17 protein-coding genes are annotated in these 25,293 nt (G+C 70.3%); 11 read left to right on the top strand and 6 right to left on the bottom strand.

Translation table 11 applies throughout. The annotated features are described in order from the left end of the window. Positions 1-307 precede the first annotated feature (307 nt). From ACFVY3_RS06325 to ACFVY3_RS06340, 4 genes are all read left to right on the top strand, one after another. Complete coding sequence (locus tag ACFVY3_RS06325) at positions 308-1,246, top strand: proteasome assembly chaperone family protein (protein ID WP_290258145.1); 939 nt, start codon at positions 308-310, stop codon at positions 1,244-1,246. 35 nt (positions 1,247-1,281) lie between these two features. Beyond that, positions 1,282-2,625, top strand: a complete 1,344-nt coding sequence (locus ACFVY3_RS06330; RefSeq protein WP_377972974.1) for a nitrate/nitrite transporter — start codon at positions 1,282-1,284, stop codon at positions 2,623-2,625. An 85-nt stretch (positions 2,626-2,710) separates the two neighbouring features. Continuing rightward, positions 2,711-4,072, top strand: a complete 1,362-nt coding sequence (locus ACFVY3_RS06335) for a DUF4192 family protein (RefSeq protein WP_400159133.1) — start codon at positions 2,711-2,713, stop codon at positions 4,070-4,072. A gap of 245 nt (positions 4,073-4,317) precedes the next feature. Then, on the top strand, positions 4,318-5,649 hold the full coding sequence (locus tag ACFVY3_RS06340; RefSeq protein ID WP_290258141.1) for an RNA polymerase sigma factor: 1,332 nt from the start codon (positions 4,318-4,320) through the stop codon (positions 5,647-5,649). A 221-nt stretch (positions 5,650-5,870) separates the two neighbouring features. On the opposite strand, the gene ACFVY3_RS06345 is transcribed toward ACFVY3_RS06340, so the two are convergent. Further along, positions 5,871-6,092, bottom strand: a complete 222-nt coding sequence (locus tag ACFVY3_RS06345) for a hypothetical protein (protein WP_377972972.1) — start codon at positions 6,090-6,092, stop codon at positions 5,871-5,873. A gap of 217 nt (positions 6,093-6,309) precedes the next feature. On the opposite strand from ACFVY3_RS06345, the gene ACFVY3_RS06350 reads away from it, so the two are divergent. Continuing rightward, positions 6,310-8,418, top strand: a complete 2,109-nt coding sequence (locus tag ACFVY3_RS06350; RefSeq protein ID WP_400159134.1) for a type IIA DNA topoisomerase subunit B — start codon at positions 6,310-6,312, stop codon at positions 8,416-8,418. A gap of 33 nt (positions 8,419-8,451) precedes the next feature. Here the strand turns inward: ACFVY3_RS06350 and ACFVY3_RS06355 are convergent, their stop codons facing one another. Together ACFVY3_RS06355 and ACFVY3_RS06360 are read right to left on the bottom strand one after the other, a co-directional pair. Then, entirely contained in the window at positions 8,452-9,450 is a 999-nt protein-coding gene (locus ACFVY3_RS06355; protein ID WP_400159135.1) for a M56 family metallopeptidase, read from the bottom strand. Positions 9,451-9,455: 5 nt separating this feature from the next. Continuing rightward, complete coding sequence (locus tag ACFVY3_RS06360; RefSeq protein ID WP_290258137.1) at positions 9,456-9,842, bottom strand: BlaI/MecI/CopY family transcriptional regulator; 387 nt, start codon at positions 9,840-9,842, stop codon at positions 9,456-9,458. Positions 9,843-10,118: 276 nt separating this feature from the next. Between ACFVY3_RS06360 and ACFVY3_RS06365 the strand changes: the two genes are divergently transcribed. From ACFVY3_RS06365 to cydD, 3 genes are read left to right on the top strand one after another with little or no spacing between them, the layout of a single operon-like run. Then, complete coding sequence (locus tag ACFVY3_RS06365) at positions 10,119-11,717, top strand: cytochrome ubiquinol oxidase subunit I (protein ID WP_400159136.1); 1,599 nt, start codon at positions 10,119-10,121, stop codon at positions 11,715-11,717. Positions 11,718-11,767: 50 nt separating this feature from the next. Further along, on the top strand, positions 11,768-12,817 hold the full coding sequence (cydB, locus tag ACFVY3_RS06370) for a cytochrome d ubiquinol oxidase subunit II (protein WP_400159137.1): 1,050 nt from the start codon (positions 11,768-11,770) through the stop codon (positions 12,815-12,817). Positions 12,818-12,823: 6 nt separating this feature from the next. After that, positions 12,824-16,417 (top strand): thiol reductant ABC exporter subunit CydD, encoded by a 3,594-nt coding sequence (gene cydD / locus ACFVY3_RS06375; protein WP_400159138.1) that lies wholly within the window; start codon positions 12,824-12,826, stop codon positions 16,415-16,417. A 50-nt stretch (positions 16,418-16,467) separates the two neighbouring features. Here the strand turns inward: cydD and ACFVY3_RS06380 are convergent, their stop codons facing one another. Then, positions 16,468-17,568: a sodium:calcium antiporter gene (locus ACFVY3_RS06380; protein ID WP_400159139.1), complete on the bottom strand. Its 1,101-nt coding sequence runs from the start codon at positions 17,566-17,568 to the stop codon at positions 16,468-16,470. 160 nt (positions 17,569-17,728) lie between these two features. Here ACFVY3_RS06380 and ACFVY3_RS06385 point away from each other — a divergent pair, with 160 nt between their 5' ends. Beyond that, entirely contained in the window at positions 17,729-18,736 is a 1,008-nt protein-coding gene (locus ACFVY3_RS06385; protein WP_400159140.1) for a GNAT family N-acetyltransferase, read from the top strand. Between the two features lie 56 nt (positions 18,737-18,792). After that, positions 18,793-19,176, top strand: coding sequence for a VOC family protein (locus tag ACFVY3_RS06390; protein ID WP_290258131.1), 384 nt, complete (start codon positions 18,793-18,795; stop codon positions 19,174-19,176). Between the two features lie 175 nt (positions 19,177-19,351). Here the strand turns inward: ACFVY3_RS06390 and ACFVY3_RS06395 are convergent, their stop codons facing one another. Beyond that, on the bottom strand, positions 19,352-19,870 hold the full coding sequence (locus tag ACFVY3_RS06395; protein WP_400159141.1) for a DinB family protein: 519 nt from the start codon (positions 19,868-19,870) through the stop codon (positions 19,352-19,354). Between the two features lie 66 nt (positions 19,871-19,936). Next, positions 19,937-22,471 (bottom strand): DNA topoisomerase (ATP-hydrolyzing) subunit A, encoded by a 2,535-nt coding sequence (locus ACFVY3_RS06400; protein ID WP_400159142.1) that lies wholly within the window; start codon positions 22,469-22,471, stop codon positions 19,937-19,939. A gap of 67 nt (positions 22,472-22,538) precedes the next feature. Here ACFVY3_RS06400 and ACFVY3_RS06405 point away from each other — a divergent pair, with 67 nt between their 5' ends. Beyond that, positions 22,539-25,229 carry a GNAT family N-acetyltransferase gene (locus tag ACFVY3_RS06405; protein WP_400159143.1) on the top strand — a complete coding sequence of 897 codons (2,691 nt, stop codon included), beginning with the start codon at positions 22,539-22,541 and terminating at the stop codon, positions 25,227-25,229. Positions 25,230-25,293: the final 64 nt, after the last annotated feature.

Here is a 25,293-nt window from a genome sequence, read left to right on the forward strand (position 1 = left end):
GGGACTGCATGTTTGGCGCCCTGCCATGGGACCCGGGCCACCGGGAACGACGTACGTCCCGCCGGCATCACCCGGGCCGGCCCTCAGGCCAGCTTCGATCGTAGTCTCTTGCCGCGGCCGGAACCGCATTTTCTGAGACGTGGCCCACAGTGGAGGCAGGAATTAGCCCGGCGGCCGGGGCGTTGGACCTGACAAAGGACAAATGCCGCGGCGACGCGGGCCCTGCGCCCAAGGCACCGCAGCCCCGCCGGGCGCCGGCAGTGCCCGCCAGACGGCCCCGCTGGTGCCGCAAGGAGGAAAGGAATACGTGATGGAACGGATAACAGGTTCCCTGCTTGATCCGGCAACGCTGTACGTCCGTGACGACGCGCTGTTCCACAGCCCCGAACTGAGGGGCCTTGACCTGCTGATGGGCTTCACGGGCTTCGCCGATGCCGGCCACGTGGTCCGTCAGATCACCACGGAACTGGTCGACAACCTGGACGCAGAGCTGGTGGCGGAGTTCGACGCCGACCAGCTGATGGACTACCGGTCCCGCCGCCCGCAGATCAGCTTCGTCGAGGACCACCTGCAGGACTACCAGGCGCCCCGCCTCTCGCTGTACCGGTTACGCGACGGGCTGGGCAAACCGTTCCTCCTCCTCGCCGGGTTCGAACCGGACCTGCAGTGGGAGCGGTTCGCGCGCGCCGTCGTCGGCATCGTGGAGGAACTCGACGTCAACCTCACCGCCTGGATCCACTCCATCCCGATGCCCGTGCCGCACACCCGCCCGGTTGGCGTCACGGTCCACGGCAACCGCCCGGACCTGATCGAGGGCATCTCCGTCTGGAAGCCCACCGTTGAGGTTCCCGCGGCCATCGGCCACATCCTGGAGCTGCGCCTCGAGGCCGCGCACCGGGACGTGGCCGGTTACGTCATCCACGTGCCGCACTACCTGGCTGAGGCCGAATACCCGAACGCCGCCGTCGCCGGCCTGGAATACCTCGGCGCCGCGACCGCGCTGATGCTGCCCACCGACCGCCTCCGTGAGGCGGGCCGGGAGGTCGGCCGCCAGATCGCCGAGCAGATCGAGGCCTCCGAAGACGTCCAGCAGGTGGTGTCCCGGCTCGAGACCCGCTACGACGAGAAGGCCGAGGGTACGGTCCGCCGCTCCCTGCTGGCCGACGAGAACGACCAGCTGCCCAACGCCGACGACCTCGGAGCCGCGGTGGAGGCCTACCTGGCCCGTAAAGAACCCGGCGAATAAATAATCTTTATCCGTCGCGGGGGCATAATGGGGGAGTGACGTACCCCCGTGCCTGGCTCATCTGGATCATCGGGGTTTTCGCCTATCTGGTTGCCGTGAGCCAGCGCACCTCCTTCGGGGTCGTCGGCCTCGAAGCCACCGCCCGCTTCCACGCCAGCGCGGCCGAAATCTCCTTCTTCACCGTCCTGCAGCTGCTGGTCTACGCGGCGTTGCAGATCCCCGTGGGCATCCTGGTCGACAGGTTCGGCTCCCGGGCCATGCTGGCAGGCGGCGCCCTGCTGATGGGCCTGGGCCAGCTCCAGCTCGCCTTCGCCGACAGCATCCCCGGCGGCGTGCTGGGCCGCGTCCTGGTGGGTGCGGGGGACGCGATGACATTTGTCTCCGTGATCCGGCTCATCCCGCTCTGGTTCGCCGCCTCCCGGGTTCCGCTGCTGACCCAGCTCACCGGCATGTCCGGCCAGCTCGGCCAGCTCTTTTCCGTGGTGCCCTTCGCCTTGATCCTGCATTCCGCCGGCTGGACCCCCGCCTTCCTGACCCTCGCCGGCATGTCCGGGCTCGCCCTGGTCCTGACCGTGGTGCTGCTCCAGGACCTGCCGCCCGGGCACCCCGCACCGGCCCCGGCCCAGGGGCTGCGCGCCACGGGGGTATCGCTCGGCGACGCCTGGCGGCAGCCGGGAACCCGGCTGGGCCTCTGGAGCCACTTCACCGTGCAGTTCAGCGGCACCGTCTTCGCGATGACGTGGGGCTACCCCTTCCTGATTTCCGCGCAGGGGCTGAACGCCGGGACGGTGTCCGCCCTCATGGCCCTCTATGTCGCCGCCGCGATCGTGGCCGGTCCGTTGATGGGGAGCTTCGTCGCGCGGCACCCGCTGCGCCGTTCCACCATGGTGCTGCTGATCTCCGGGGCCACCGCCGCCGCGTGGGCCGCGGTCCTGCTGCAGCCCGGGCGGTCGCCGCTGTGGCTGCTGGCCGTCCTGGTGGTGGTGCTGGCCGTCGGCGGCCCGGGCTCCATGATCGGCTTCGACTTCGCCCGCACCTTCAACCCGGCCCACCGGATCGGGACCGCCACCGGCATCGTGAACGTGGGTGGTTTCATCGCCGCGCTGCTGGCGATCTTCCTGATCGGGCTCGCCCTCGACTTCCAGCACGGGGCGGGACTCTCGCCCGGCGGCCTCTACAGCCTGGACGCCTTCCGGGTGGCGCTTTGCGTGCATTTCATCCTGCTGGGCGGCGGCGCGACGGCGATCCTCATCATCCGGCGCAAGGTCCGCCGGCAGATGGCCGCACAGGGCGTGGTGGTCCCGCCGCTGCGGGACGCGATCGCCCGGCAGCGGCGCGTCGTGGCCGAACGACGGCGCGACGGCGGCACCGTCCGCTAGCTCCGCGGGCGCTGCTCCTGCTGCTTATCCACATAACGGCTCTGACCTGCTGACCGCGTGCGGTGCCCGGGGCGAAGCTGACGGCATGACAGCTCCCGATCACCTGACAATTTCCGGTCCCGCCGACGTCCTTGGTTTCATCCCGCACACACTGGGCTATTGGCCGGCCAGCAGCGTGGTGGCGATGACCATGCAGGGAAAGCGCCTCGGCGCCACCCTCAGGGTCGACCTCCCCGGCCCCGGCCGATTCGACCGGGCACACCTGCGCGCCTTCGCCCGTTCAGTTGCCGGCTACCTTGTGGCGGACCGGGACGCCGACGGCTCTCTCCTGGCCCTCTTCACCGCGCCGCCCGCGGAGGGCGAGGCCGCCGAACCGGGCCCCGTCAGCCACCCGGCGCCGCCGCAGCAGGCCGTGGACCGGCTGCTCCGGGAATTGGAGACCGCGCTGGCCTCCGCGGGGCTGCCAGTCCGGGACGCCTGGATCGTGGGGGACTGCTACTGGCGCAACGCCCACTGCTCGGACCCGGGCTGCTGCGCACCACCGGGCCGGCCCATCGAGGAGATCCGCGACAGCGTCCTCAGCGCCGAGATGGTGTTCCGCGGCAGCCGGGTGGGTGCGGCGCCGGGAACCGCCGGTTCTGCCGGGGCGCCCGGATTGTCCGGGCCGGCGGGAATGGGCGGTTCGGCGGATCACAGCCGACCGGGCCGGGACCCGGCCGGAGTGCTCGCGGTTGAGCGGGGCTTCCTCGACGGGTTCGGCACGCGCTGGCGGGACCGGCGGCAGTTCGAGGCGGTCCTCGACGTCTGGGAATGCGTCCTCGACGGGCCACCGGCAACACCTGATCGGGATCCCGCGCCAAGCAGTGTTGCGGCCCGGACTGCGGACGGGATGCCGGATGATCTGGCCGGCTACCTTCGGGCCACCCTGTGCGTGGCGTCCTGGCGGGATGCGGTGCTGGTCCTGGCCGCGGCCGGACGGCGGCCGGCCGTCGCCGGAGCGGAGGACTTCGGCCTGCTGGACGAAGGGCCGGGCGCCGACCCCCTGCTGCCGGACGGAATGACCCGGCCCGCAAATGCCCCGGCGGGAAGCCCCGGACCGGCCGCGCGGACCCTTCCGCCCCCGCCGGGGTATGGGGAGGTCCTCCTCGGCCTGGAGCCCGTCACTCCGGACTGGCGGCGGCTGTCGCGACTGGACGCTGTGCTGGATGTTCTCTCCACCTGCGGCGCCGGGGAGTCCCGGGCCGCGGCCCTCACCGGCCGCGGCTGGATCGAGTGGTGCCGGGGCCGCGGCTCCTACGCCGCGGCACTTTACGGCGCGGCCGCCGCCGAGTACCCGGGGTATCGTCTCGCGGAGCTGCTCGGAGAGCTGGCGCGGCGCGGAACCCTCTGCGGCTGGGCGGCCAGGAAGGAGTCGGCCTGGCAGAAATTCGACCCGGACGCCGCCTAGCCCGGACGCCGGACGGGCCCCTGATTCGGAAAAGCATGAGACAATGAAGGTCGAGACCCGGTTGGGTCCGTGTATCTGGTGTGTGTAGCGAACCTTGGAAACAGGGAACATTACGGTCGCTCCGGCAGTTCTACCTAGTGGCTCTGCTGGTCCCGATTTCACCTGATGGAAAACACGGACTTGACAGGGTCATAGTGGTGTTGCCCGTATGGCGATTCCACAGACCACCGCTAGAAAGGTTTTCTGTGACCCCGTCTTCCCAGAAGAAGGACCCCGCCGACCAGGCCGTCTTGTCCCCCGAGGAGAAGAAGGCGGCGGCGAATGCCAAGCGCGCCGCCACCCGTGCAGCGAACAAGGCTGCCAAGGATGCGGCCGCCGCCGCGGGCGACGACTCCGCCGCCGACGCCAAGCCTGCGCCCAAGAAGCGCGGCCCCAAGCCCGGCGCGAAGGCCGCCGCCGAGGCCGCCAACAAGTCCCAGGACGAGGATATTGACGAAGTTGAGGTCGACGAGGACCTCGACGACGTCACGCCCGACGCCACCGAACTGACCGAGGAGGGCGAGGAGGCGGCCGGCAAGACTGCCGCAGCCCCTACCGGATCCGGCTTCGTCTACTCCGACGCGGATGACGACGACGCCCCGGTCCAGCAGGTCATGTCCGCCGGCGCTACCGCCGACCCCGTCAAGGACTACCTCAAGCAGATCGGTAAGGTCGCCCTGCTGAACGCCGAGCAGGAAGTCGACCTCGCGCTCCGCATCGAGGCCGGCCTGTTCGCCGAGGAGAAGCTCGCCGCGGACGACGGATCCATGGATCCGAAGCTCAAGCGCGAACTCGAATACATCATCCACGACGGCAAGCGCGCCAAGAACCACCTGCTGGAGGCCAACCTCCGCCTCGTGGTCTCCCTGGCCAAGCGCTACACCGGCCGCGGCATGCTCTTCCTGGACCTGATCCAGGAAGGCAACCTGGGCCTCATCCGCGCGGTCGAGAAGTTCGACTACACCAAGGGCTTCAAGTTCTCCACCTACGCCACCTGGTGGATCCGTCAGGCCATCACCCGCGCCATGGCGGACCAGGCCCGCACCATCCGAATCCCGGTGCACATGGTCGAGGTCATCAACAAGCTCGCCCGCGTCCAGCGCCAGATGCTCCAGGACCTGGGCCGCGAACCCACGCCGGAAGAGCTGGCCCTCGAGCTGGACATGACGCCGGAAAAGGTCGTCGAGGTCCAGAAGTACGGCCGCGAACCCATCTCGCTGCACACCCCGCTGGGTGAGGATGGCGACTCGGAGTTCGGCGACCTGATCGAGGACTCCGAGGCCGTCGTCCCCGCCGATGCGGTGAGCTTCACCCTGCTGCAGGAACAGCTGCACTCGGTGCTCGACACCCTCTCGGAGCGCGAGGCCGGCGTCGTCGCCATGCGCTTCGGCCTGACCGACGGCCAGCCGAAGACTTTAGACGAAATCGGCAAGGTCTACGGCGTGACCCGCGAACGCATCCGCCAGATCGAATCCAAGACCATGTCCAAGCTGCGCCACCCGTCGCGGTCGCAGGTCCTCCGGGACTACCTGGACTAAGTCCCAGCATCACCGCCGGCACTGCCGGCACACCTCAGCGGGGCCGTGTCCCGCCCGGGCCCACCAGGGCCGGGCAAGGGCGGCCCCGCTGTCGTATACCCCGCCGTCGCATGCGCCGGGTGGCGCCGGCCTTCCCGGTCGGCGTTGCCGGGATATCAGCGCCGCAGGTTGAAACGACGAAGGGCCCCTCCGCAGTGGAGGGGCCCTTCGCAGTGGAGGTCTTAGTCGACCGGAACCGGTTCCTTTTCGTTGAGGCGGCCCGACTCGTCGTGCCAGTCGGAGCTGAGCGGGCGAAGGTTCGGTTCAACGGCGCGTGCGTGGTGGGCGCAGAAGAGAAGCTCACCGCCGGAGGCTCCGAGGACAACGCGGACATATGCCTGAGCTCCGCAACGGTCACACCGGTCAGCGGTAGTGAGTGTGCGGTCCGCAACTGCTGTGGTCATGTTCGGCCTCCTTAGTAGATCGATACGTCTATATAACCAGCATTCGCTCCCAATCCATGGCACGGATGGGCCACTTTCGCTGTGCGCGTATCACGTCCCCGTAACGGCGTGCGCCGGGCCACATTCCGTCGGGGAGTGGCAACCAAAAGAGCGGCCCGCGGCCGACTACCCTAGGAAGAGCGTATTTTCCGCGTTTCACCGAAGGAGTTCCCCACCCGTGGCACCAAGTTCTGATTACACCGCCCGGCACCTTTCCGTGCTGGAGGGCCTGGAGGCCGTCCGCAAACGCCCCGGCATGTACATCGGATCCACGGACTCACGGGGCCTTATGCACTGCCTCTGGGAGATCATCGACAACTCCGTCGACGAGGCCCTGGCCGGCTTCGGCCACGACATCAAGATCATCCTGCACGCGGACAACTCGGTGGAGATCCACGACGACGGCCGCGGCATCCCGATCGACGTCGAACCCAAGACCGGCCTCACCGGCGTCGAGGTCGTCTTCACCAAGCTGCACGCCGGCGGCAAGTTCGGCGGAGGCTCCTACACCGCCTCCGGCGGCCTGCACGGCGTCGGCGCCTCCGTGGTCAACGCCCTCTCTTCCCGCCTGGACGTCGAGGTGGACCGCGGCGGCAAGACCTACAAGATGTCCTTCCGCCGCGGCGAACCGGGCCGCTTCAAGGACCCCGGTACCCGCCCCGACCCGGCCGCGGTCTTCGAGCCGTTCGTCGACGGCTCCGTGCTCGACGTCGTCGGCAAGGCCAAGCGCGGCGTCACCGGCACCCGCATCCGCTACTGGGCGGACCGGCAGATCTTCACCCCGGACGCCAAGTTCTCCTACGAGGACCTCACCGCCCGCGCCCGGCAGACCTCCTTCCTGGTGCCCGGCCTCAAACTCACCGTGCGCGACGAGCGGAAGGTTCCGGGCACGCCCGGGGAGGCCGGCCCGCACGAGGAGGTCTTCCACCACGACGGCGGCATCTCCGAATTCGTCGAATTCCTCGCCGCGGACCCGGCGGTCACCGACGTCTGGCGGCTGCACGGCGCCGGCAAGTTCAAGGAGACCGTCCCCGTCCTGGACGAGCGCGGCCACAGCCAGCTCGCCGAGGTCGAACGCGACTGCGAAGTTGATGTGGCCCTGCGCTGGGGCATCGGCTACGACAGCACGGTCCGCAGCTTCGTCAACATCATCTCCACCCCGAAGGGCGGCACCCACCAGTCCGGCTTCGAGCAGGCCCTGGTGAAGACCTTCCGCAAGGCCGTCGAGGCCAACGCCCGGAAGCTCAAGGCCGGCAACGACAAGCTGGAGAAGGACGACATCTTCGCCGGGCTCACCGCCGTTCTTACCGTCCGCCTGGCCGAACCGCAGTTCGAGGGCCAGACCAAGGAAATCCTCGGCACCTCCGCGGTCCGGGCGATCGTCGCGAAGGTGGTGGAGCGGGAAATCAACGCCAAGCTCACCTCCGCCAACCGCAACGACAAGGCCCAGTCGGCGCTGCTGCTGGAAAAGGTCGTCAGCGAGATGAAATCCCGCATCTCGGCCCGCGTCCACAAGGAAACCCAGCGGCGCAAGAACGCCCTGGAAACCTCCTCGATGCCGACCAAGCTGGCGGACTGCCGCACGGACGACGTCGAACGCTCCGAACTGTTCATCGTCGAGGGCGACTCCGCGCTCGGCACCGCCAAACTGGCCCGCTCCTCGGACTTCCAGGCGCTGCTGCCGATCCGCGGCAAGATCCTCAACGTCCAGAAAGCCTCGGTGGGGGACATGCTCTCCAACGCCGAATGCGCCGCGCTGATCCAGGTGGTGGGAGCAGGCTCCGGCCGCAGCTTCGACATCTCGGCCGCGCGGTACGGCAAGGTCATCCTGATGACCGACGCCGACGTCGACGGCGCCCACATCCGCACGCTTCTGCTGACGCTGTTCTTCCGCTACATGCGGCCCATGATCGACGAGGGCCGCGTCTTCGCCGCCGTTCCGCCGCTGCACCGGGTGGAGGTCATCAACGCCGGCCAGAAGGCCAACGAGATGATCTACACCTACTCGGAGGCCGAGGTGCACCAGCTGCTGGGCCGGCTGGCGAAGGAAGGCAAGCGCTACAAGGAACCGATCCAGCGCTACAAGGGCCTGGGCGAGATGGACGCCGAGCAGCTCGCGGAGACGACCATGGATCCGCGGCACCGCACGCTGCGGAAGGTCCGGGTGGAGAACGCCCGCCAGGCCGAGGAGATCTTCGACCTGCTGATGGGCTCCGACGTCGCCCCGCGCAAGGACTTCATCATCGCCGGCGCCGCCAGCCTGGACCGGGAACGCATCGACGCCTAAGGCGCAAGGGTCGAAGGCGCCGCCCGCATCAGCTCAGCCGAGCAGGCCGGGCACAATCAGCAGCGCCGTCGGCGCTGCGAGCAGCAGGATGCAGGCCGCCAGCACCGCGTAGCGCAGCCCCTGCTGCAGCGGTGGCTGGGGCGAGAGCAGCCGGCTGACCCGGGTCGCCGTCGTCACCATGGCACCCGCCCCGCCGGTGGCCCCGGGCTGGGCGCTGTCCGCCTCTGAACTGCCGAAGGCCATCCGCGCCGCCGGTGCCGCGCCGGGGCCGGTGCCCGTGGCCGAGCCGCTGGCCACGATGGCGATGGCCTTGATCAGCGTGGCCTTGCTCTCGGTCTTGAGCGCGACGTCGTCGGCCAGCATCTCGATCAGTGAATTGACCGCCTCCTGGGCCAGCCGGGTGGTCGGCAGCCAGGGCAGGGCCTGGCGCCAGGCGGCAAAGGCCCAGAGGAGCAGATGGTGCCGCTGGCTGAGGTGGGCGTTCTCGTGGCTGAGGACCGCCCGCAGCTCGCCGGGTTCCAGCGCCGCCATCAGGCCGTCGGAGAGGACAGTCACGGAGCGGGCGCCGCCGGGCAGGCAGTAGGCCACCGGGGAGTCGTGGCTGATCACCATGGTGCGGGCCGCCTCAGCCGATGGGGAGGCCAGCAGGGCCAGGAGCTCACGGTGCCGCCGGCGCTGCCGCTGGATTTTGTAATAGGTCAGCAGCAGCGTGAAGACCAGGTGGGCGCTCAGCAGTGCGGCCGCGGACAGCGCGAAGATGTGCCAGAAGCCCAGCTCGGTGGTGGGTTCGTTGCGGAACACCATGCCCGCGAGGCCGCGTAGGCCGGCGATCAGGTTGTCCCCGATGGGTTCCAGCCCGTAGACCAGCATGGCGCCGATCATGGACAGGCCGCCGGCGAGGGCGATCGCCTGCCAGAGCAGCATCGCCGTCGAGGGGGAACGGGCGGGCCATTGGGCGCGCGAAAGGAGGATAGGCACCGGCCACGCCAGCGCTATCGCCAGGACCGCCAGAAAATATGAGGTCCAGAACACCGCTGTTAGTTGTGGTCCAGCAGTTTGCGCAGGGTTTCGGCCTCGGTGGGGGAGACGGAGCCGATGAAGCGGGCCAGGACGGCCTCACGGTCCGGTGCGGAGCCGAGGACCTCGTGCATCAGTTCGGCGGTGTGGTCCGCGCGGCTGGACACGGCCTGATAGCGGTGCGGGCGGGTGCCGCGTTCGCGCTCCACCAGGCCCTTGCGCTCCAGCCGGGAGAGGACCGTCAGGACCGTGGTGACGGCCAGGTCCTTGCCCTCGTGTCCCTCGGTACCGCCGGGGGCGCGGGTGCTTGTGGCCAGCAGGTCGCGCAGGGTGTTGGCCGTCGCGGCCTCCTGTCCCGCCCAGAGCAGGTCCATGACTGCCCGTTCCAGTTCCCCAAGACTTGCCATTGCCTGTGTCCTTCTAAGATGCCTCCCCGCCGGCGGCTGCCGCGGGAGGTCGTTAATTACTACAGCTTTCAATTTACCGTTTTTTCGCCCGACTTTCTACATGCAGTAGAACAGGGCCCCGGCGTGTCACCACGGGCCTTGGCGGCGATCCGTTGCGGCCCGGGGTGAGCCGTGCCACGCTGGGTGCGTACGGTCCGGCCAATGTTCTACACTCTGTAGAAGTAGCAATTCTACGAACTGTAGAAAACTCTCGGGAACCTAACCAAAGGGACTGCCATGGACGCCTTGGAAATTGCACGCTGGCAATTCGGGATCACCACCGTCTATCACTTCATGATGGTGCCGCTGACGATCGGCCTGGGCCTTGTGGTGGCGGTGATCCAGACCCTCTGGTACCGCACCGGCAAGCCCGAATACCTCCGCATGACCAAGTTCTGGGGCAAGCTGTTCCTGATCAACTTCATCATGGGCGTCGCCACCGGCATCGTGCAGGAATTCCAGTTCGGCATGGCCTGGAGCGAGTACAGCCGCTTCGTTGGGGATGTCTTCGGCGCCCCGCTGGCCCTCGAGGCGCTGCTGGCGTTCTTCGTCGAGTCCACCTTCCTGGGCCTCTGGATCTTCGGCTGGAAGCAGCTCAAGCGCGGCGTCCACTTGGCCTGCCTCTGGATCGCCGTCATCGGCTCCGCGCTCTCGGCCTACTTCATCATCGTCGCCAACAGCTGGATGCAGCACCCAGTGGGTGTCGAGATGATCAACGGCCGCCCGGTCATGACCGACGCCTGGGCCGTGTTCACCAACAACACCGCCCTCGTGGCCGTGCCCCACACGCTCTTCGGCGCCCTCGCCGTCGCCGGCGCGTTCCTGCTCGGCATCGCCTGGTACCACCTGTGGCGCCGCCGGTATGACGGGATCGATACGGTCGGTGCCGACGGCCGGGTCATCCCCGGCGAGTCCAGCGTCCCTGGCCGCGACCGTGCCGACCACGCCGTCTGGATCCGCTCGCTGCGGATCGGCGCCGTCGTCGCCATGATCTCCTTCGCCGGCACCGCCGTCACCGGCGACCTGCAAGGGAAGCTGATGTTCGTCCAACAGCCCATGAAGATGGCCGCCGCGGAGGCCGCCTGCCACGACGGGACCGGCTTCTCCATCCTGAGCATCGGCAACGTCGGCTCCAAGAACTGCGACGACGTCGTCGCCGTCATCGAGGTGCCGGGCCTGCTCTCCTTCCTGGCCAAGGGCGACTTCAGCACCGAGGTCAAGGGCGTCAACAGCCTGCTGGAACAGTACAAGGCCGACTACGGCACCCACCTGCCGGACAGCCCCATCTACGGCGACCGCGCCGGCAGGGAAATCCAGTACGTCCCCGTCATGGAGGTCACCTACTGGGGCTTCCGGATGATGATCGGTTTCGGCGGCCTCGCCGCTGCCGCTGCCGCCGCCGCGCTCTGGGCCACCCGCAAGGGCACCGTCCCGGCCTCCCGCGGCCTCATGCGGCTGGCCGTCTTCGGGATCCTGGCCCCCTTCGGCGCCAACGCCGCCGGCTGGATCTTCACCGAGATGGGCCGCCAGCCCTTCGTCGTCGCCCCCAACCCGGACGCCAGCGGCATCGACCAGGTCTTCATGTTCACCGCCGCTGCTGTCTCCCCGGGGGTGTCCGCCGGGGAACTGATCACCTCGCTGGTGGTCCTGACCGCCGTCTACGCCCTCCTGCTGGTGGTGGAGGTGAAGCTGCTGGTCAAGTACGTCCGCGGCGGCGTGGTCTCCGCCATGCCGGAACTCGCGCACGTCCCGGCGGACGAGAACGAGGACAAGACGCCCCCGGGCGGCACCCCCGGAACGCCGGGAGCCGACGATGTCCTGGCCTTCGCCTACTGAGCGCCCCGCCCACCACGTACATGACCCGACACTGACAGAGGACACCCAGCATGGAACTGCTCCCCACGATCTGGTTCATCGCCATTGCGGTGCTGTGGACCGGCTACCTCTTCCTCGAAGGCTTCGACCTGGGCGTCGGCATGCTGATGAAGCTCTTCGCCCGGAACAACACCGAGCGCCGCGTGCTGCTGAACACCATCGGACCGGTGTGGGACGGCAACGAGGTCTGGCTGCTGACCGCGGGCGGGGCCACCTTCGCGGCCTTCCCGCTCTGGTACGCCTCGCTCTTCTCCGCCCTGTACCTGCCGCTGCTGCTGGTGCTGGTGGCGCTGATCTTCCGGGCCGTGGCCTTCGAGTACCGCGGCAAAGTGGACACCCCGCAGTGGCGCGCCCGCTGGGACTGGGCGATCGCCCTCGGCTCCCTGGTGGCGGCCTTCGGCGTCGGCGCCGCCCTGGGACTGACCACCACCGGCCTGCCCGTGAACGCCAACGGTGACCGCGTGGGCGGCCCCTTCGCCTGGTTCAACGCCTACGCCGTCCTCGGCGGGCTCGCCGTCGTCGGCTTCTCCCTGGTCCACGCGCTGGCGTTCCTGGCGTTGAAGACCGACGGCGAGGTCCGGCACCGGGCGCGGCAGTGGTTCGTCCGGCTGCTGCCGGTGCTCCTCCTGCCCATCGCCGGCTGGGCGATCGTCATGCAGTTCCAGGGCGGCAGGGCCTGGACCATCGTTGCCGTGGTGGCCGCCGTCGTCGCGGCCGCCGCAGCCTGGAACTTCGCCCGCGGCGGCGCCGAGGGCAAGGCATTCCTCTCCCTGGGCGTCTTCCTGGTCCTCGGCACCGCCTCGGTGTTCGGCGCCGCGTTCCCGGTGGTGCTGCCCTCCACCCTGGACCCGGCCTTCAACCTGACCATTTCCAATGCCTCCTCCTCGGACTACACACTGGGCCTGATGACGATCGTCGCCTGCGTCGGCCTGCCGCTGGTGCTCGCCTACCAGGCCTGGACCTACTGGGTGTTCCGGCGCCGGGTCAGCAGCGCCCACATCCCGGAGGCGCACAGCTTCCTGCCCGCCATCGCCTCCCGGGCCCTGGCGCCCAAGGACTAGGCGCCGATGAGACCGCAGTTCCCCTCCGGCCCCGCCACCCGCTCCGCGCTCTACCTGCTGGGGTTCCTCGCCGCCCTGAAGGCCCTGTCCCTGGTGCTGATGGGCCAGGCGGTCGCCGGCATGCTGACGGGACTGGCCGGCCACCAGGAGGCGTGGGCCGAACAGCTGGGCTGGGGCCTGGCCGGCGTGGTGCTGAGGGCACTCACCACGTGGGGACAGGCCGTCGCCGCGCGCCGTGCCGCGCTGGGGGTCAAGGAGGAGCTGCGCTCGCAGCTTCTGGAACGGGCCCTGCAGACGGGCACCCGCGCCGCCGGGCCGTCCGACGGCGGACTGGCGGTGCTCGCCACGCGCGGACTGGACGCGCTGGATAACTACTACACGCAGTTCCTGCCGGCGCTGGTCAACTGCGCGGCCATCCCGCTGCTCCTGGGCGCCCGGATCCTCTTCGCCGACTGGGTCAGCGCCGTGGTGATCGTCCTGACCGTGCCCCTGGTGCCGCTGTTCATGATCCTGATCGGCCGGTATACGGAGGAACGGGTCCGGGAGGCGCAGTCCACGCTGGCCCGGCTCTCCGGCCACATGCTGGAACTGGCCAAGGGCCTGCCCGTGCTGGTGGGCCTGGGCCGGGCCAGTGCCCAGCGCAAGGCCCTGGAGGACATCTCCGAGGAATACCGCACCCGGACCATGGGCACCCTGCGCACCGCGTTCCTCTCCGCCCTGGCGCTGGAACTCATCGCCACCCTGTCCGTGGCCGTCGTGGCGGTTTTCATCGGCGTCCGCCTGGTCCACGGGGAGATGGGCCTCGAGGCCGGCCTGCTGGCCCTGATCCTCGCCCCCGACTGCTACCTCCCGCTGCGCGAACTCGGCACCGCGCACCACGCCAGCGACGAGGGCCGTGCCGCGCTCGCCGACACCACCGAAGTGCTGGACGCGCCCCGGCCGGAGCCGCTGCTGCCGGCGGACGGCACTCCGGGCCGCGCTGCAGCTGTGCCGCCCGTTGTCACCGTCAGCGGGCTGCGGGTCCGTTACCCGGGCCGGGACGGCGACGCCGTCGGGCCGCTGGACTTCACCGCGCCCGCGGGACGCATCACGGCCCTCGACGGCCCCAGCGGCGCCGGCAAGAGCACCATCCTGGGAGTGCTGGCGGGCACCATCGGTGCGGACGCCGACACGATGCTGGAGGGCCGCGTATCCGGGTATGCGGCCGCCGACGTGGCGTGGGTGCCGCAGCACCCGGTCATGGTGGCCAACACGGTGCTGGATGAGGTGCTGCTGTACCTGGGCGGCGCGGACACGGCCCCGGACCACGGGTCCCGCGAGGCCGGGGCGCGGCACTGCCTTGCCGCCTGCGCGGGGGAACACCTGGCCGCGAAGCACCCCGCCGGGCTCAGCCCCGGCGAGTTGCGCCGGGTGGCCGTGGCCCGGGGCCTGGCACGGATCGCCGCCGGAGCCACCGTCCTGCTGCTGGACGAACCCACGGCGCACCTGGACCGGACCTCGGCCGACGCCGTCAGCGAGGCGCTCACCGGTCTTCGCGGCCGGGCCACCGTCCTGCTGGTGGCCCACAACCGGCAGACCCGCGAACTGGCGGACACCGTGGTGCGGATCGGCGCGCCCGCGGCCGACGGCGGTACGACCGGCGGCGGTGCCGAAGCGGCATCGGCGGGCCCCGCACCGGCTGTCCCCTCAACCGTGGCCGTATCCGGTGTGGCCGTAGCCAGCCCACCTCCTGTGAACCGCCTCACCGCGCGCGCGGACCTGGCCGCCACGGGCCGTCCGGAACCCTCCGATGGCCTGAACCCGGACCGCGCGGATCAATCTGAAAACCCCCCGGCCCCCGAAGAGACCCCCGGCGCCAACGCGCGGCTGGGGAGGCTGCTGGCGCCGGTGGCCGGACGGTTCACCGCCGCCGGCGTCGTGGGCGTGCTGGCCGCCCTGTTCGCCGTCGCCCTCGCCGGGCTCTCCGGCTGGCTGATCATCCGCGCCAGCGAGCAGCCGCCCATCCTCTACCTGTTGACCGCGATCGTGGGGGTGCGCTTCTTCGGCGTGGGCCGGGCCGCGCTGCGCTACGCCGAACGGCTGCTGCTCCACGACGCCGTCTTCACCGCCCTGACCCGGCTCCGGGGCGAGCTGTGGGAGTCGCTCAGCCGCCGGGCCCTGTCACTGCGCCGCCTGCTGCAGGGTGGCAACGTCCTGGGTGCGGTCGTCGACGACGTCGACACCGTCAGGGACCTGCTACCCCGCGTGGTGCTGCCGCCGCTGACCGCCGCCGCCGTCGCGGCGGCCGCCCTCACCGGGGTGGGGCTCCTGCTCCCGGAGGCACTCCCGGCGGTGGCCGCAGCCGCCATCGCCAGCCTGGTGGCCGCCCCCGCGCTGGCCCTCTACGCCGACCGCAGGTCCGCCAGCGCCGAGCAGCGCCTGCGCTCGGGCGTGCTCCGCCGGGTGGCCGCCGCCCTGGACGCGCGCGCCGAACTTCACGCCAACGGCGTCGGCGGTCCCGTGCTGGCCGCCATCCGGCGCGATGACCGGGCAGCCACGGACGCGGTCCGGCGCTCCGCCGTGGCCGAGGGGCTGGGACACGCCTTGACGGTCCTGGCCTGCGGATCCGCCGCGCTGGGTTGTGCCCTGCTGGCCGCCCCGCAGGCCCTCGCCGGGTCCGCCCAGCCGGCCGCGGTGGCGGTGGTGGTGCTGCTCCAACTGGCGCTGATCGAACCCTACGCGGCGATGACGACGGCGGTCCGGCAGTACCCCGCGCTCCGCACCGTGCTGCGGCGGATCGGGGAGTCGGGCGTCCTGGCAGCGGACCGGGGCACGTACGGCGCCGGCGGTCCCGACGGCGGCCTGATTGCGCTGGCGCCGAGGCAGGACGGCCGTCCTGGCCTGGTGGCCGTGGACCTTGCCGCTGCCTGGCCCGGCGGCCCGTCGGTGTTCGAGGGCCTGACCGCGACGGCGGAACCCGGCCGCTGGCTCGCCGTCACGGGCGGATCCGGCTCCGGGAAGTCGACGCTGCTGGCCGTCCTGCTGGGGTTCCTCCCGGCCGCCGACGGCGAACTGAGGCTGACCGGCCGCGCCGCGTGGTGCCCGCAGGAGGCCCACCTGTTCGACTCGACCATCCGCGGCAACCTGATGCTGGGATTGCCCGGGGGAACCCGCCCCGGCGACTGCGCGGCCGACGGCGCGGCCGAGGATGCACCTGACGGACCGTCTAACGGAGCCTCTGGCAACGCAGCCGTGGAGCGCCGCCTGAGGGACGCGGTGGCCGCCGTGGGCCTGACGCCGCTGCTGGCCCGCCTGGACCGTGGACTGGACACCCCCGTTGGCCCGGGCGGTGCCTTCCTCAGCGGCGGCGAACGCCAGCGCCTGGCGGTGGCCCGCACCCTGCTGACCGGGGCGGACATCATTCTGCTCGACGAGCCGACCGCCCACCTGGACGCGGAGGCTGGCCGCGCCCTGCTGGCCGAACTGCGGCGCGGGCTGGCGGACCGGACGGTTGTCCTGGTCACCCACAACCCGGACGACGTCGATCCCGCCGACGCGCGGCTGGACCTGGATGACCCTGCCGCTGTGCGGGAACCGGCCGGAGTGAGCGGCCGGGCCTGACGCCCGTCTCCGGCAGGGCCTGACGCCCGTCACCGGGCCGGGCCAGGTGCTCAGCCCGAGGAGGCGACCGCGAAGAGCCCGGCCACTCCGGCCAGGTACAGCACCAGCACCACCAGCGAATCCACGCCCATGCCGAGCACCCGGCGCGCCGGCCGGAACAGCAGCCCCAGCATGTAGACCAGGGTCAACAGGATGGCCAGCGCCGTGAGATAGATGTCCGAGGCGTGGGCCTGGGGGAGTACCGGGGTACCCGAGATCAGGACGGCCACGAGGAACAGCACCGGCAGGAAGGCGTTGCCGCCGAAGATGTCGCTGACCGCCAGTTGGAAGTCGCCCTGCCGGACCGAGGCCAGGCCGGTGGAGATCTCCGGCAGGGAGGTGGCCAGGGCCAGGAACGTGGCGCCGAAGAGGACGCCGGAGAGGCCGATCTGGCCGGCGATCGCGTCGCCGCTGCGTTCCAGCAGCACACCTGATCCCAGCGTGGCGGCCGCCGCGACCAGGAAGATCCCCAGCGCCTTGCCGGTGCCGGTCTTTTTCCGGGACGACCCGGCGTCGGACTGTCCCGATGACTGTCCCGACGTGTGGGATGAAGCCTTCGCGTGGCCCTTGGGCGCGGACTGCCCGTCGGGGGCCTGGCCCTGGGCGTGCCAGGGGAGCGACTTCTGCGACCGCTGCACCAGGAGTAGGCCCAGCAGCCAGATCACGGCGATTAGCACCGCGGCCGGGGTGAGCCGGAACAGGACCAGCCCCGGAGGCATCTGGCTCCCGGCGATGACCACGCCCAGCACACCCACCACCGTGATGGCCTCGATGACCAGGGTCAGCGACGCCGCGCGGTAACTCAGCGGTTTGCCGCCCTTGGTCCCGACGACGTCGAGGATGACCAGGACCACCGTCTGGATGGCGATGCCACCCAGGATGTTGCCCACCGCCACGCCCACGTTCCCGGCCAGCGCGGCGCTGACGGTAATGGCGATCTCCGGCAGGTTCGTGGCCAGCGCCAACAGGATCAACCCGCCCAGGGCCGAGCCCAGCCGGAAGCGGGCATCGAGCACATCAGTCTGTTTGGACAATTGGATGCCGGCCACCCAGATCACGGCGGCGGCCCCGGCGAAGATCAGGGCCAGGGCCCACAGCGGCAACGACTCCATCACGTGCTCCCTTCCCGGCCGGAAGAACACCCGGCCACAGCTCCCACGGCCGTGCGCCGCGCAGATGGTCAGGCTACTTACTCTATGACCAGTACCCTGGGAGGGAGCCGGGAGCCGCCCACTGCTGGAGCCGGACCCGAGGGTCGGATAGCCTGACCCGATGATGAGCCGTGACGACAGCGAATCCCGCCAGGTCCTGGATGGCCGGCTGTCCTGGCGCCCCGCGGGGCCCGGCGACCTGGACGCCTGGGCGGCGCTGATCGCCCGGACCGCCGCCGTCGAACACCCCGTCTGGTACGAACGCCGCGAGGACCTGGCGCAGATCCTGTCCTCCCGGCAGAACCCGGCCGCCGCGAACACCATCCTTGGTTTCGACGGGCAGGGAACCGCGCGCGCCTACGGCCGGCTGACGAAGAACACCGACGGCGGGAAGGCCGTCGGGTTCGGCTGCGTGGATCCCGATTGGCAGGGCAGCGGGGTGGGCGGCGGCGTCCTGGCCTGGCTGGAGGAGCGGACCCGGCGGCGCTTTGCCGACGACGCCGAAGCAAACGTGGAACCGGCAACCCCCAGGCTCCGCCTCCACTCCGAGGAAGCACATGCCCGAGAGGCCCGGCTCTTCGAACGGCACGGCTATCGGGTGGTCCGCTACTACAACGAGATGCACCGCCCCCTGACGGACCCACTGCCCGCTTACCGCCTCGGCGGCGGGCTCGAGCTGGCCGACTTCGGTCCCGCGCTGCACGAGGAGGTGCGGCAGGCCCACAACGACGCCTTCCGCGACCACTGGGGCAGCGAACCGCGCGACGAGGAGGCTTGGGGCTTTGTCGTGAACGACCCGTTGGCCCGGCCGGACCTGAGCTGCGTGGTCCTGGACGCCGCCAACGGCCGGGTCGCCGGCTACCAGCTGGCCAGCCACGACCCGGACATCGCCGTCGAACGCGGCTTCACCGAGGGGTACACGGACCTGCTCGGGGTCCGCCGGGACTACCGCGGCCGGGGCATCGCCCGGGCGCTGCTGGCCGAGGCGATGCGCCGCTTCGCCGCGGCGGGCATGGACAAGGCCTCTCTCGACGTCGACTCCGAAAACCCCACCGGCGCCCTGGCGCTCTACACCGCCCTGGGCTACCGGGCCGTCAACCGCAGCATGGCCTGGGACAAGGAGCTCTGAGCCCCGCGGAGGCGTAAAATCCTAAGTGGGGGAAGGGCCTGGAAAGGGATATAACCATGCTCAAAGACCAGCCGGTCGGCGCCGTGTTGCCGGCCGCGGATATCGCCCGCGCCCGCGATTTTTACCGCGACAAGCTCGGGCTCGAGCCTGACAACCAGGATGCCCAGGACAACCTGCAGTACACCTGCGGCTCCGGGAGCAGATTCATGCTATACCTCACGCCGAACGCCGGGACTGCAAAGAACACGCAGATGGGTTGGATGGTGCCGGACCTTCCGGCCGCCGTCGAGGAACTGCGCGGAAAGGGCGTGGTCTTCGAGGACTACGACTTCCCGGGCCTGAAAACCGAGAACGGCATCGCGACGCTGCCGGACGGCAACTCCGCGGCCTGGTTCCTGGACAGCGAGGGGAACATCCTGAACCTCAACTCCGGCATGTGACGCCTGCCGGCGCCGGACGCTGTCGTCGGCTTTCTGCGCCGGGACACCGGGCCTGATTGCCGCCGGTTGCCACAAAGGGTCGCTCAGGCCGGCCGCTTAGCCGCCGTTTCCGGCAAATGGGCGCGGCGAGGCGCGAACTGGCGTGCGGGACGGTGCCCCGGGCGGTCAGGCCGCGCTAGCCGGCCACGTCGTGGAGATGATGGACGACGTCGTGCAGGAAGTACTGCGAAAAGGTCAGCACGGTGAACTCCGAGCCGTCGCTGCGGGTGCCCTTCCGGCCCCAGTCGCTCTCCGGGACGCGGGCGAAGGACGCCGCGATCTCCTCGCCGCGGGCCGTCAGCTCGTCACTCACCGTGGCGGGGTCGGCTCCGGCGTAATCCAACTCGATCGCGGTCCGGTCCTGGTCCCAGTCCTCGAAGCGGGCATCATCCTGGCTGAGCATGAGGTGGAGGCGCTGGTTGAAGAGCGCAAAGACGTCGCGGACGTGGCAGGCGTACTCCAGCGGCGACCAGGTGTCATCATCCGGTCGCATGGCCGCGTCCGGTCGCCGAAGGACGGCCTGCCAGCGGGGCAGCATGGCGGTTATTTGGTCCGGCGCCGTGGCCGGCGAGCAGGCGGAGGCCTGGAAGCCGCACTCGGGGCAGGGGGTGCCGAGCACCCAGGTCCAGTCTTTTGCGTCCGGGACGATAGGCATGCCAGCAGTCTAGGGGACTCGGCCCGCCCTCCAAGTGGCTCAGAGCCACGCCCGCGACCGGGCGGGTCAGCCCTCCGCGGGCGCCGGAGCGGTCCCGGCGGCGGGAGCCTCGGCCCCGGCCATGCTCGGCCCGATCGCGTCGACGGCCTGGGAAAGCGGGATGCCCGAACCGTCCCGGCGGCCGTGCTCCACCGGCAGGGAGCGCGCCACACCGGCCAGCGAGGACGCCTTGGCCGGACCGTGACCCGCCCAGGCCAGCAGGAGCGTGTCTTCGCCCTTGAGGAACCGATGCGCCCGGACTCCGCCGGTGCCGCGGCCCTTGGAAGGGTATTCGGAGAGTGCTGTCACCTTCGCGGCGCCCGGGGCGGTGCCCGGCAGGGCCCCCTCGGTTCCGGCGATGGTGACGACGACGGCGGCCTCGTCATCGGCGCGGGCGGTGCCGAAGTGCAGCACCCGGTCCCCGGCGGCCAGCTTGATCCCGGCCATGCCGCCGGCGGTCCGGCCCTGCGGACGGACCGCGGAGGCACCGAAGCGGAGCAACTGGGCCTGTCGGGTGATGAAGACCAGGTCGACGTCGTCGCCGTCGGCCGCCTCAACACCCACCACGGTGTCCTTGTCCTTGAGCGCGATGACCTCCCAGTCCTCGCGGTTCAGCGGGTAGTCCGGCTGGACGCGCTTGACCACGCCCTGGGTGGTGCCGATGGCCAGGACCCGGTCCAGCGGGGCGAAGGCCACCAGCGTCTCGCCCTTGAGCAGGGTGATGAAGTCCTTGGCCGGGACGCCGCCGGCCATGTTCGGGGTGCCGTTGGTGGGCGGCAGCACGGGCATGTCCACCACCTGCAGCCGCAGCATCCGGCCCTGCGAGGTGATGGCGGCGATCTCACCGCGGGCCGAGGTCTTTACCACGGAGCGGAAGACGTCGTGCTTGGCCCGCGGTCCGGCCTCCGCCAGGCTGTCCTGGTTGGCGGTCCGGGCGATCTGGCCGGAGGCTGTGAGGATGGCCCAGCACGGGTCGTCCGCGATCTCCAGGGCCAGCGGCGCGGCCTTGCCCTTGACCGGGGCGGCGGCCGCGGCGGCCAGGGTGGGGGAGACGGCCTCGGATTCGAGCAGCACCGTCCGGCGCGGCGTCCCGTACTTTGCCGCGATTTCCCCGAGCTCGTCGGAGACCAGGCCGCGCAGCAGTTCGGGGGAGTCCAGGATGGCCTGCAGTTCGGCGATCTCGCGCCGCAGCTCGTCCTGTTCCTTCTCCAGTTCGATCCGGGAGTACTTGGTCAGCTGCCGCAGCCGCAGTTCCAGGATGTAGTTGGCCTGGATCTCGGAGAGGTCGTAGATGGACATCAGCCGGGTCCGGGCCGCGGCCGCCTCGTCCGAGGAGCGGATGATCTGGATGACCTCGTCGATATCGACGATCGCGATCAGCAGGCCCTCCACCAGGTGCAGCCGGTCCTGCTTCTTCGCCAGCCGGAACGCGGTGCGCCGCCGGACCACGGTGATGCGGTGGGTGACGTAGACGCTGAGCAGTTCAAGGAGGCCCAGTGTCTGCGGCTGGCCGTCCACCAGGGTGACGTTGTTGATGCCGAAGGAGTCCTCCATCGGGGTGTAGCGGTACAGCTGCTGCAGCACGGCGTTGGGGTTGAAGCCGTTCTTCAGCTCGATCACCAGGCGCAGCCCGTGCTTGCGGTCGGTGAGGTCCACGATGTCGCTGATGCCCGAGAGTTTCTTGCCGTTGACAGCGTCCTTGATCTTCTCGATCACCTTTTCCGGGCCCACCATGTACGGCAGTTCGGTGACCACCAGGCCGGTGCGGCGGGCCGAGAGCTGCTCGACGTCCACCTTTGCCCGGGTCTTGAAGGAGCCGCGGCCGGTGGCGTAGGCGTCCCGGATGCCGTCCAGGCCCACGATCCGGCCGCCCGTGGGCAGGTCCGGGCCGGGGACGAACTTCATCACGTCCTCCAGCGTGGCGTCCGGGTGCGCGATCAGGTGCCGTGCCGCCGCGATGACCTCGCCGAGGTTGTGCGGGGCCATGTTGGTGGCCATGCCGACGGCGATGCCGGTGGCGCCGTTGACCAGCAGGTTCGGGAACGCCGCGGGCAGCACGTCCGGCTGGGTGAGCTGGTTGTCGTAGTTCGGGACGAAGTCGACGACATCCTCGTCCAGGTGGTCTGTCAGGGTCAGCGCCGCCGCCGCGAGCCGGGCCTCCGTGTACCGGGGCGCGGCCGGACCGTCGTCGAGAGAGCCGAAGTTGCCGTGCCCGTCGATCAGGGGCAGCCGCAGCGAGAAATCCTGCGCCATGCGGACCATCGCGTCGTAGATGGCGGTGTCGCCGTGCGGGTGCAGCTTGCCCATCACCTCGCCCACCACGCGGGCGCTCTTGACGTGGCCGCGGTCCGGTCGCAGGCCCATCTCGCTCATCATGTAGAGGATGCGCCGCTGCACCGGCTTCAGGCCGTCGCGGGCGTCCGGGAGCGCCCGGGAGTAGATCACCGAGTAGGCGTACTCCAGGAAGGACCCTTCCATCTCGGAGGTGACATCGATGTCGACGATGTTCTCGTGATAATCCTGGGCTTCCCCTGCCGGGGGCGTGGTTTGGCGGCGTGCCATGGGGCTGGTGGGTCCTTCTGCGCGGTGCTCAACGGGTGCTGCGTAAGTTTATGGCTAGGCTAAGCCTATGGTGGATCAGCCCGTGGACGGCGTATATCCGGAACATTGGGAAGCCGATGTCGTGCTGCGCGACGGCGGCACTGCCCACCTGCGGCCCATCCACGCCGCCGACTCCGACGCCGTGCAGGCCTTCCACGTCGGCCAGTCGCAGAAGTCCATCTACATGCGCTTCTTCGCTTTCAAGTCCAAGCTCTCCAGCAAGGAACTCAAGCGCTTCACCGAGGTCGATTACAAGGACCGGGTGGCGCTGGTGATCACCATCGGCGGCGACATCATCGGCATCGGCCGCTACGACCGGCTCGATGACCCGGCCGAGGCGGAGGTGGCCTTCAACATCGCCGACGCCCACCAGGGCCGCGGCATCGGCTCCATCCTGCTCGAACACCTCGCCGCCGCCGCCCGGGAAAACGGCATCCGCAAGTTCAGTGCCGAGGTGCTGCCGGAGAACCGCAAGATGCTGATGGTCTTCTCCGACGCCGGCTACGACGTCAAGCGGCACTTCGACGACGGCGTCGTCAGCCTCGAATTCAACATCGACCCCACGGACAAGTCCCGCGCCGTGATGGAATCCCGCGAGCACCGCGCCGAGGCCCGCAGCATCCAGGAGCTGCTGGCCCCCGACTCGGTCGCCGTGATCGGCGCCAGCCGCCGCTGGGGGACCGTGGGCTACCAGCTGCTTGAACACATCATCGAGGGCGGCTTCACCGGTCCGGTCTATGCGATCAACCCCGAGGCGCTGGAACTGGCCGGCATGCTCTCCTTCGCCCGGCTCTCCGAGGTGCCGGGCCCGGTGAAGCTCGCTATCATCGCCGTGCCCTACGACGAGGTCCCCAAGGTGGTGCAGGAGTGCGGCGAGGCCGGGGTCAAGGGCATCGTGGTGGCCACCGCCGGCTACGCCGACGACGGCGAACGCGGCCTGGCGCGGCAGCGGGAACTGGTCCGCCAGGCCCGGGCCAACGGCATGCGGGTGATCGGCCCGGCGTCGCTCGGGATCGTCAACACCAACCCCGCCGTCTCCCTCAACGCCTCGATGGCCCCCTCGCTGGCCCGCCGCGGCGGCCTGGGACTGTTCAGCCAGTCTGCGGCGATCGGCGTCTCGCTCTACGCCGCGTCCAGCCGCCGCCGGGTGGGGATCTCCACCTTCCTCTCCGCCGGCAACCGCGCCGACGTCTCCGGCAACGACCTGATGCAGTACTGGGAGGACGACGCGGACACCACCGCCGTCGGCCTCTACCTCGAATCGATCGGCAACCCGCGTAAGTTCTCCCGCCTGGCCCGGCGGCTGGCCCGCACCAAACCCGTGATCGTCGCCAAGTCTGACGCGATGGGCCTGAACCTGCCGCCGGGCCACTCCGTCCGCACTACGCAGGCGCCCCCGGAGGCGCTCGATGCCATGATGCGCCAGGCCGGCGTGATCCGGGTGGGGACCATCGAGGAACTCATGGACGTCGCGCAGATCGTCTCCAGCCAGCCGCTGCCCCAGGGTCCCGGCGTGGCCGTGTTCAGCAACTCCCGGGCCCTCGGCAAGGTGGTCTCGGACAGCGCAGAGGCCGCCGGGCTCGGCGTCGAGCGGATCGTCGCCGATGTCGATCTGGACACCGGCATGTCCCGCGCCCTCCCCGCCCTGCGCCGCAGCCTGCAGGAGACGCTGACGCTCGAGAACGTGCACGCCGTCGTTGTCGCGCTGCTGCCCGCCCGGGGCCTGACCGTGGAGAAGATCGGCGCCGTGCTGGCCGAATGCTCGGCCGCCGCCGGGAAACCCGTGGTGGCCGCGTTCACCGGCATCCTGGACCCTTCCATCTACGTCGAGGGTATGGTGGGCGACGCCGGCGAGGCCCCGCCCGTGCCCTGCTACTCGAACCCGGGCGCCGCCGTCGCCGCTCTGGCCGCCGTCGTCCGCTACGCCCAGTGGAAGGTCCGGGACCAGGGCCTCTTCGTCGAACCTGAGGGTTGCGACCCCGATGCCGCGCACCACGACCTCGAAGAACTGTTGCGCCCCGTCGGCGGCGAGCAGCTGGTCCGGCTGGACCAGGCCGCCGCGGACCGGCTGCTGGGCCACTACGGCATCCACGTGCTGCCCTCGGCGGGTTTCGAAACCGACGACGACGCCGTCGCCGCGGCGGAGAGGCTCGGCTGGCCGGTGGCGATCAAGACCACCGACCCGGCGCTTCGGCACCGCCTGGACCTGGGCGGGGTGCGGCTGGATATTCAGGACGCCGACTCGTTGCGGGCCAACATCGCCCAGATGCGACGGTCCCTGCAACGTTACGGCTCGCCCTCCCTGGAGGTTCAGACCATGGCTCCGGTGGGCCAGGCGTGCACCTTCCGGGCCATCGAGGACCCGCTGCTGGGACCGGTGGTCTCCTTCGGCCTCGCCGGGGACGCCGTGAACCTGCTGGATGACTGGGCGCACCGCGTTCCGCCGCTCTCCGGCTCGGACGTGCACGACTTCATCCGCTCGCCCCGGGCCTCGCGGAAGCTCTTCGGCTACCAGGGGCTGCCCGCCGTCGACGTCGCCGCGCTGGAGGACCTCGCCGCGCGGCTGACCCGGCTCAAGGACAACCACCCGGAGATCGCCCTCGTGGAGTTCAACCCGGTCCTCGCCGGCACCGAGGGGGCGGTGATCCTCGCCGCCGACGTGCGGATCGCCAACGCAGCCCAGCGCACCGACACGGCCCGGCGCGCCATGCGGGCCTGAGGCTCAGGTGCCTGCGGTCTTGTCCACATCGGGGCGCCGCGGTTAGCAAGTGACTAGCCGATCT

It is taken from the genome of Arthrobacter sp. BPSS-3, assembly GCF_044628475.1.
Lineage (GTDB): Bacteria > Actinomycetota > Actinomycetes > Actinomycetales > Micrococcaceae > Arthrobacter.

Coding starts and splice junctions, on each gene's coding strand:
- ACFVY3_RS06365 (WP_400159136.1), top strand. CDS start 10,119: ATGGACGCCTTGGAAATTGCACGCTGGCAATTCGGGATCACCACCGTC.
- ACFVY3_RS06405 (WP_400159143.1), top strand. CDS start 22,539: ATGGTGGATCAGCCCGTGGACGGCGTATATCCGGAACATTGGGAAGCC.
- ACFVY3_RS06360 (WP_290258137.1), bottom strand. CDS start 9,842: ATGGCAAGTCTTGGGGAACTGGAACGGGCAGTCATGGACCTGCTCTGG.
- cydD (WP_400159138.1), top strand. CDS start 12,824: ATGAGACCGCAGTTCCCCTCCGGCCCCGCCACCCGCTCCGCGCTCTAC.
- ACFVY3_RS06345 (WP_377972972.1), bottom strand. CDS start 6,092: ATGACCACAGCAGTTGCGGACCGCACACTCACTACCGCTGACCGGTGT.
- cydB (WP_400159137.1), top strand. CDS start 11,768: ATGGAACTGCTCCCCACGATCTGGTTCATCGCCATTGCGGTGCTGTGG.
- ACFVY3_RS06380 (WP_400159139.1), bottom strand. CDS start 17,568: ATGGAGTCGTTGCCGCTGTGGGCCCTGGCCCTGATCTTCGCCGGGGCC.
- ACFVY3_RS06400 (WP_400159142.1), bottom strand. CDS start 22,471: ATGGCACGCCGCCAAACCACGCCCCCGGCAGGGGAAGCCCAGGATTAT.
- ACFVY3_RS06395 (WP_400159141.1), bottom strand. CDS start 19,870: ATGCCTATCGTCCCGGACGCAAAAGACTGGACCTGGGTGCTCGGCACC.
- ACFVY3_RS06385 (WP_400159140.1), top strand. CDS start 17,729: ATGATGAGCCGTGACGACAGCGAATCCCGCCAGGTCCTGGATGGCCGG.
- ACFVY3_RS06390 (WP_290258131.1), top strand. CDS start 18,793: ATGCTCAAAGACCAGCCGGTCGGCGCCGTGTTGCCGGCCGCGGATATC.
- ACFVY3_RS06335 (WP_400159133.1), top strand. CDS start 2,711: ATGACAGCTCCCGATCACCTGACAATTTCCGGTCCCGCCGACGTCCTT.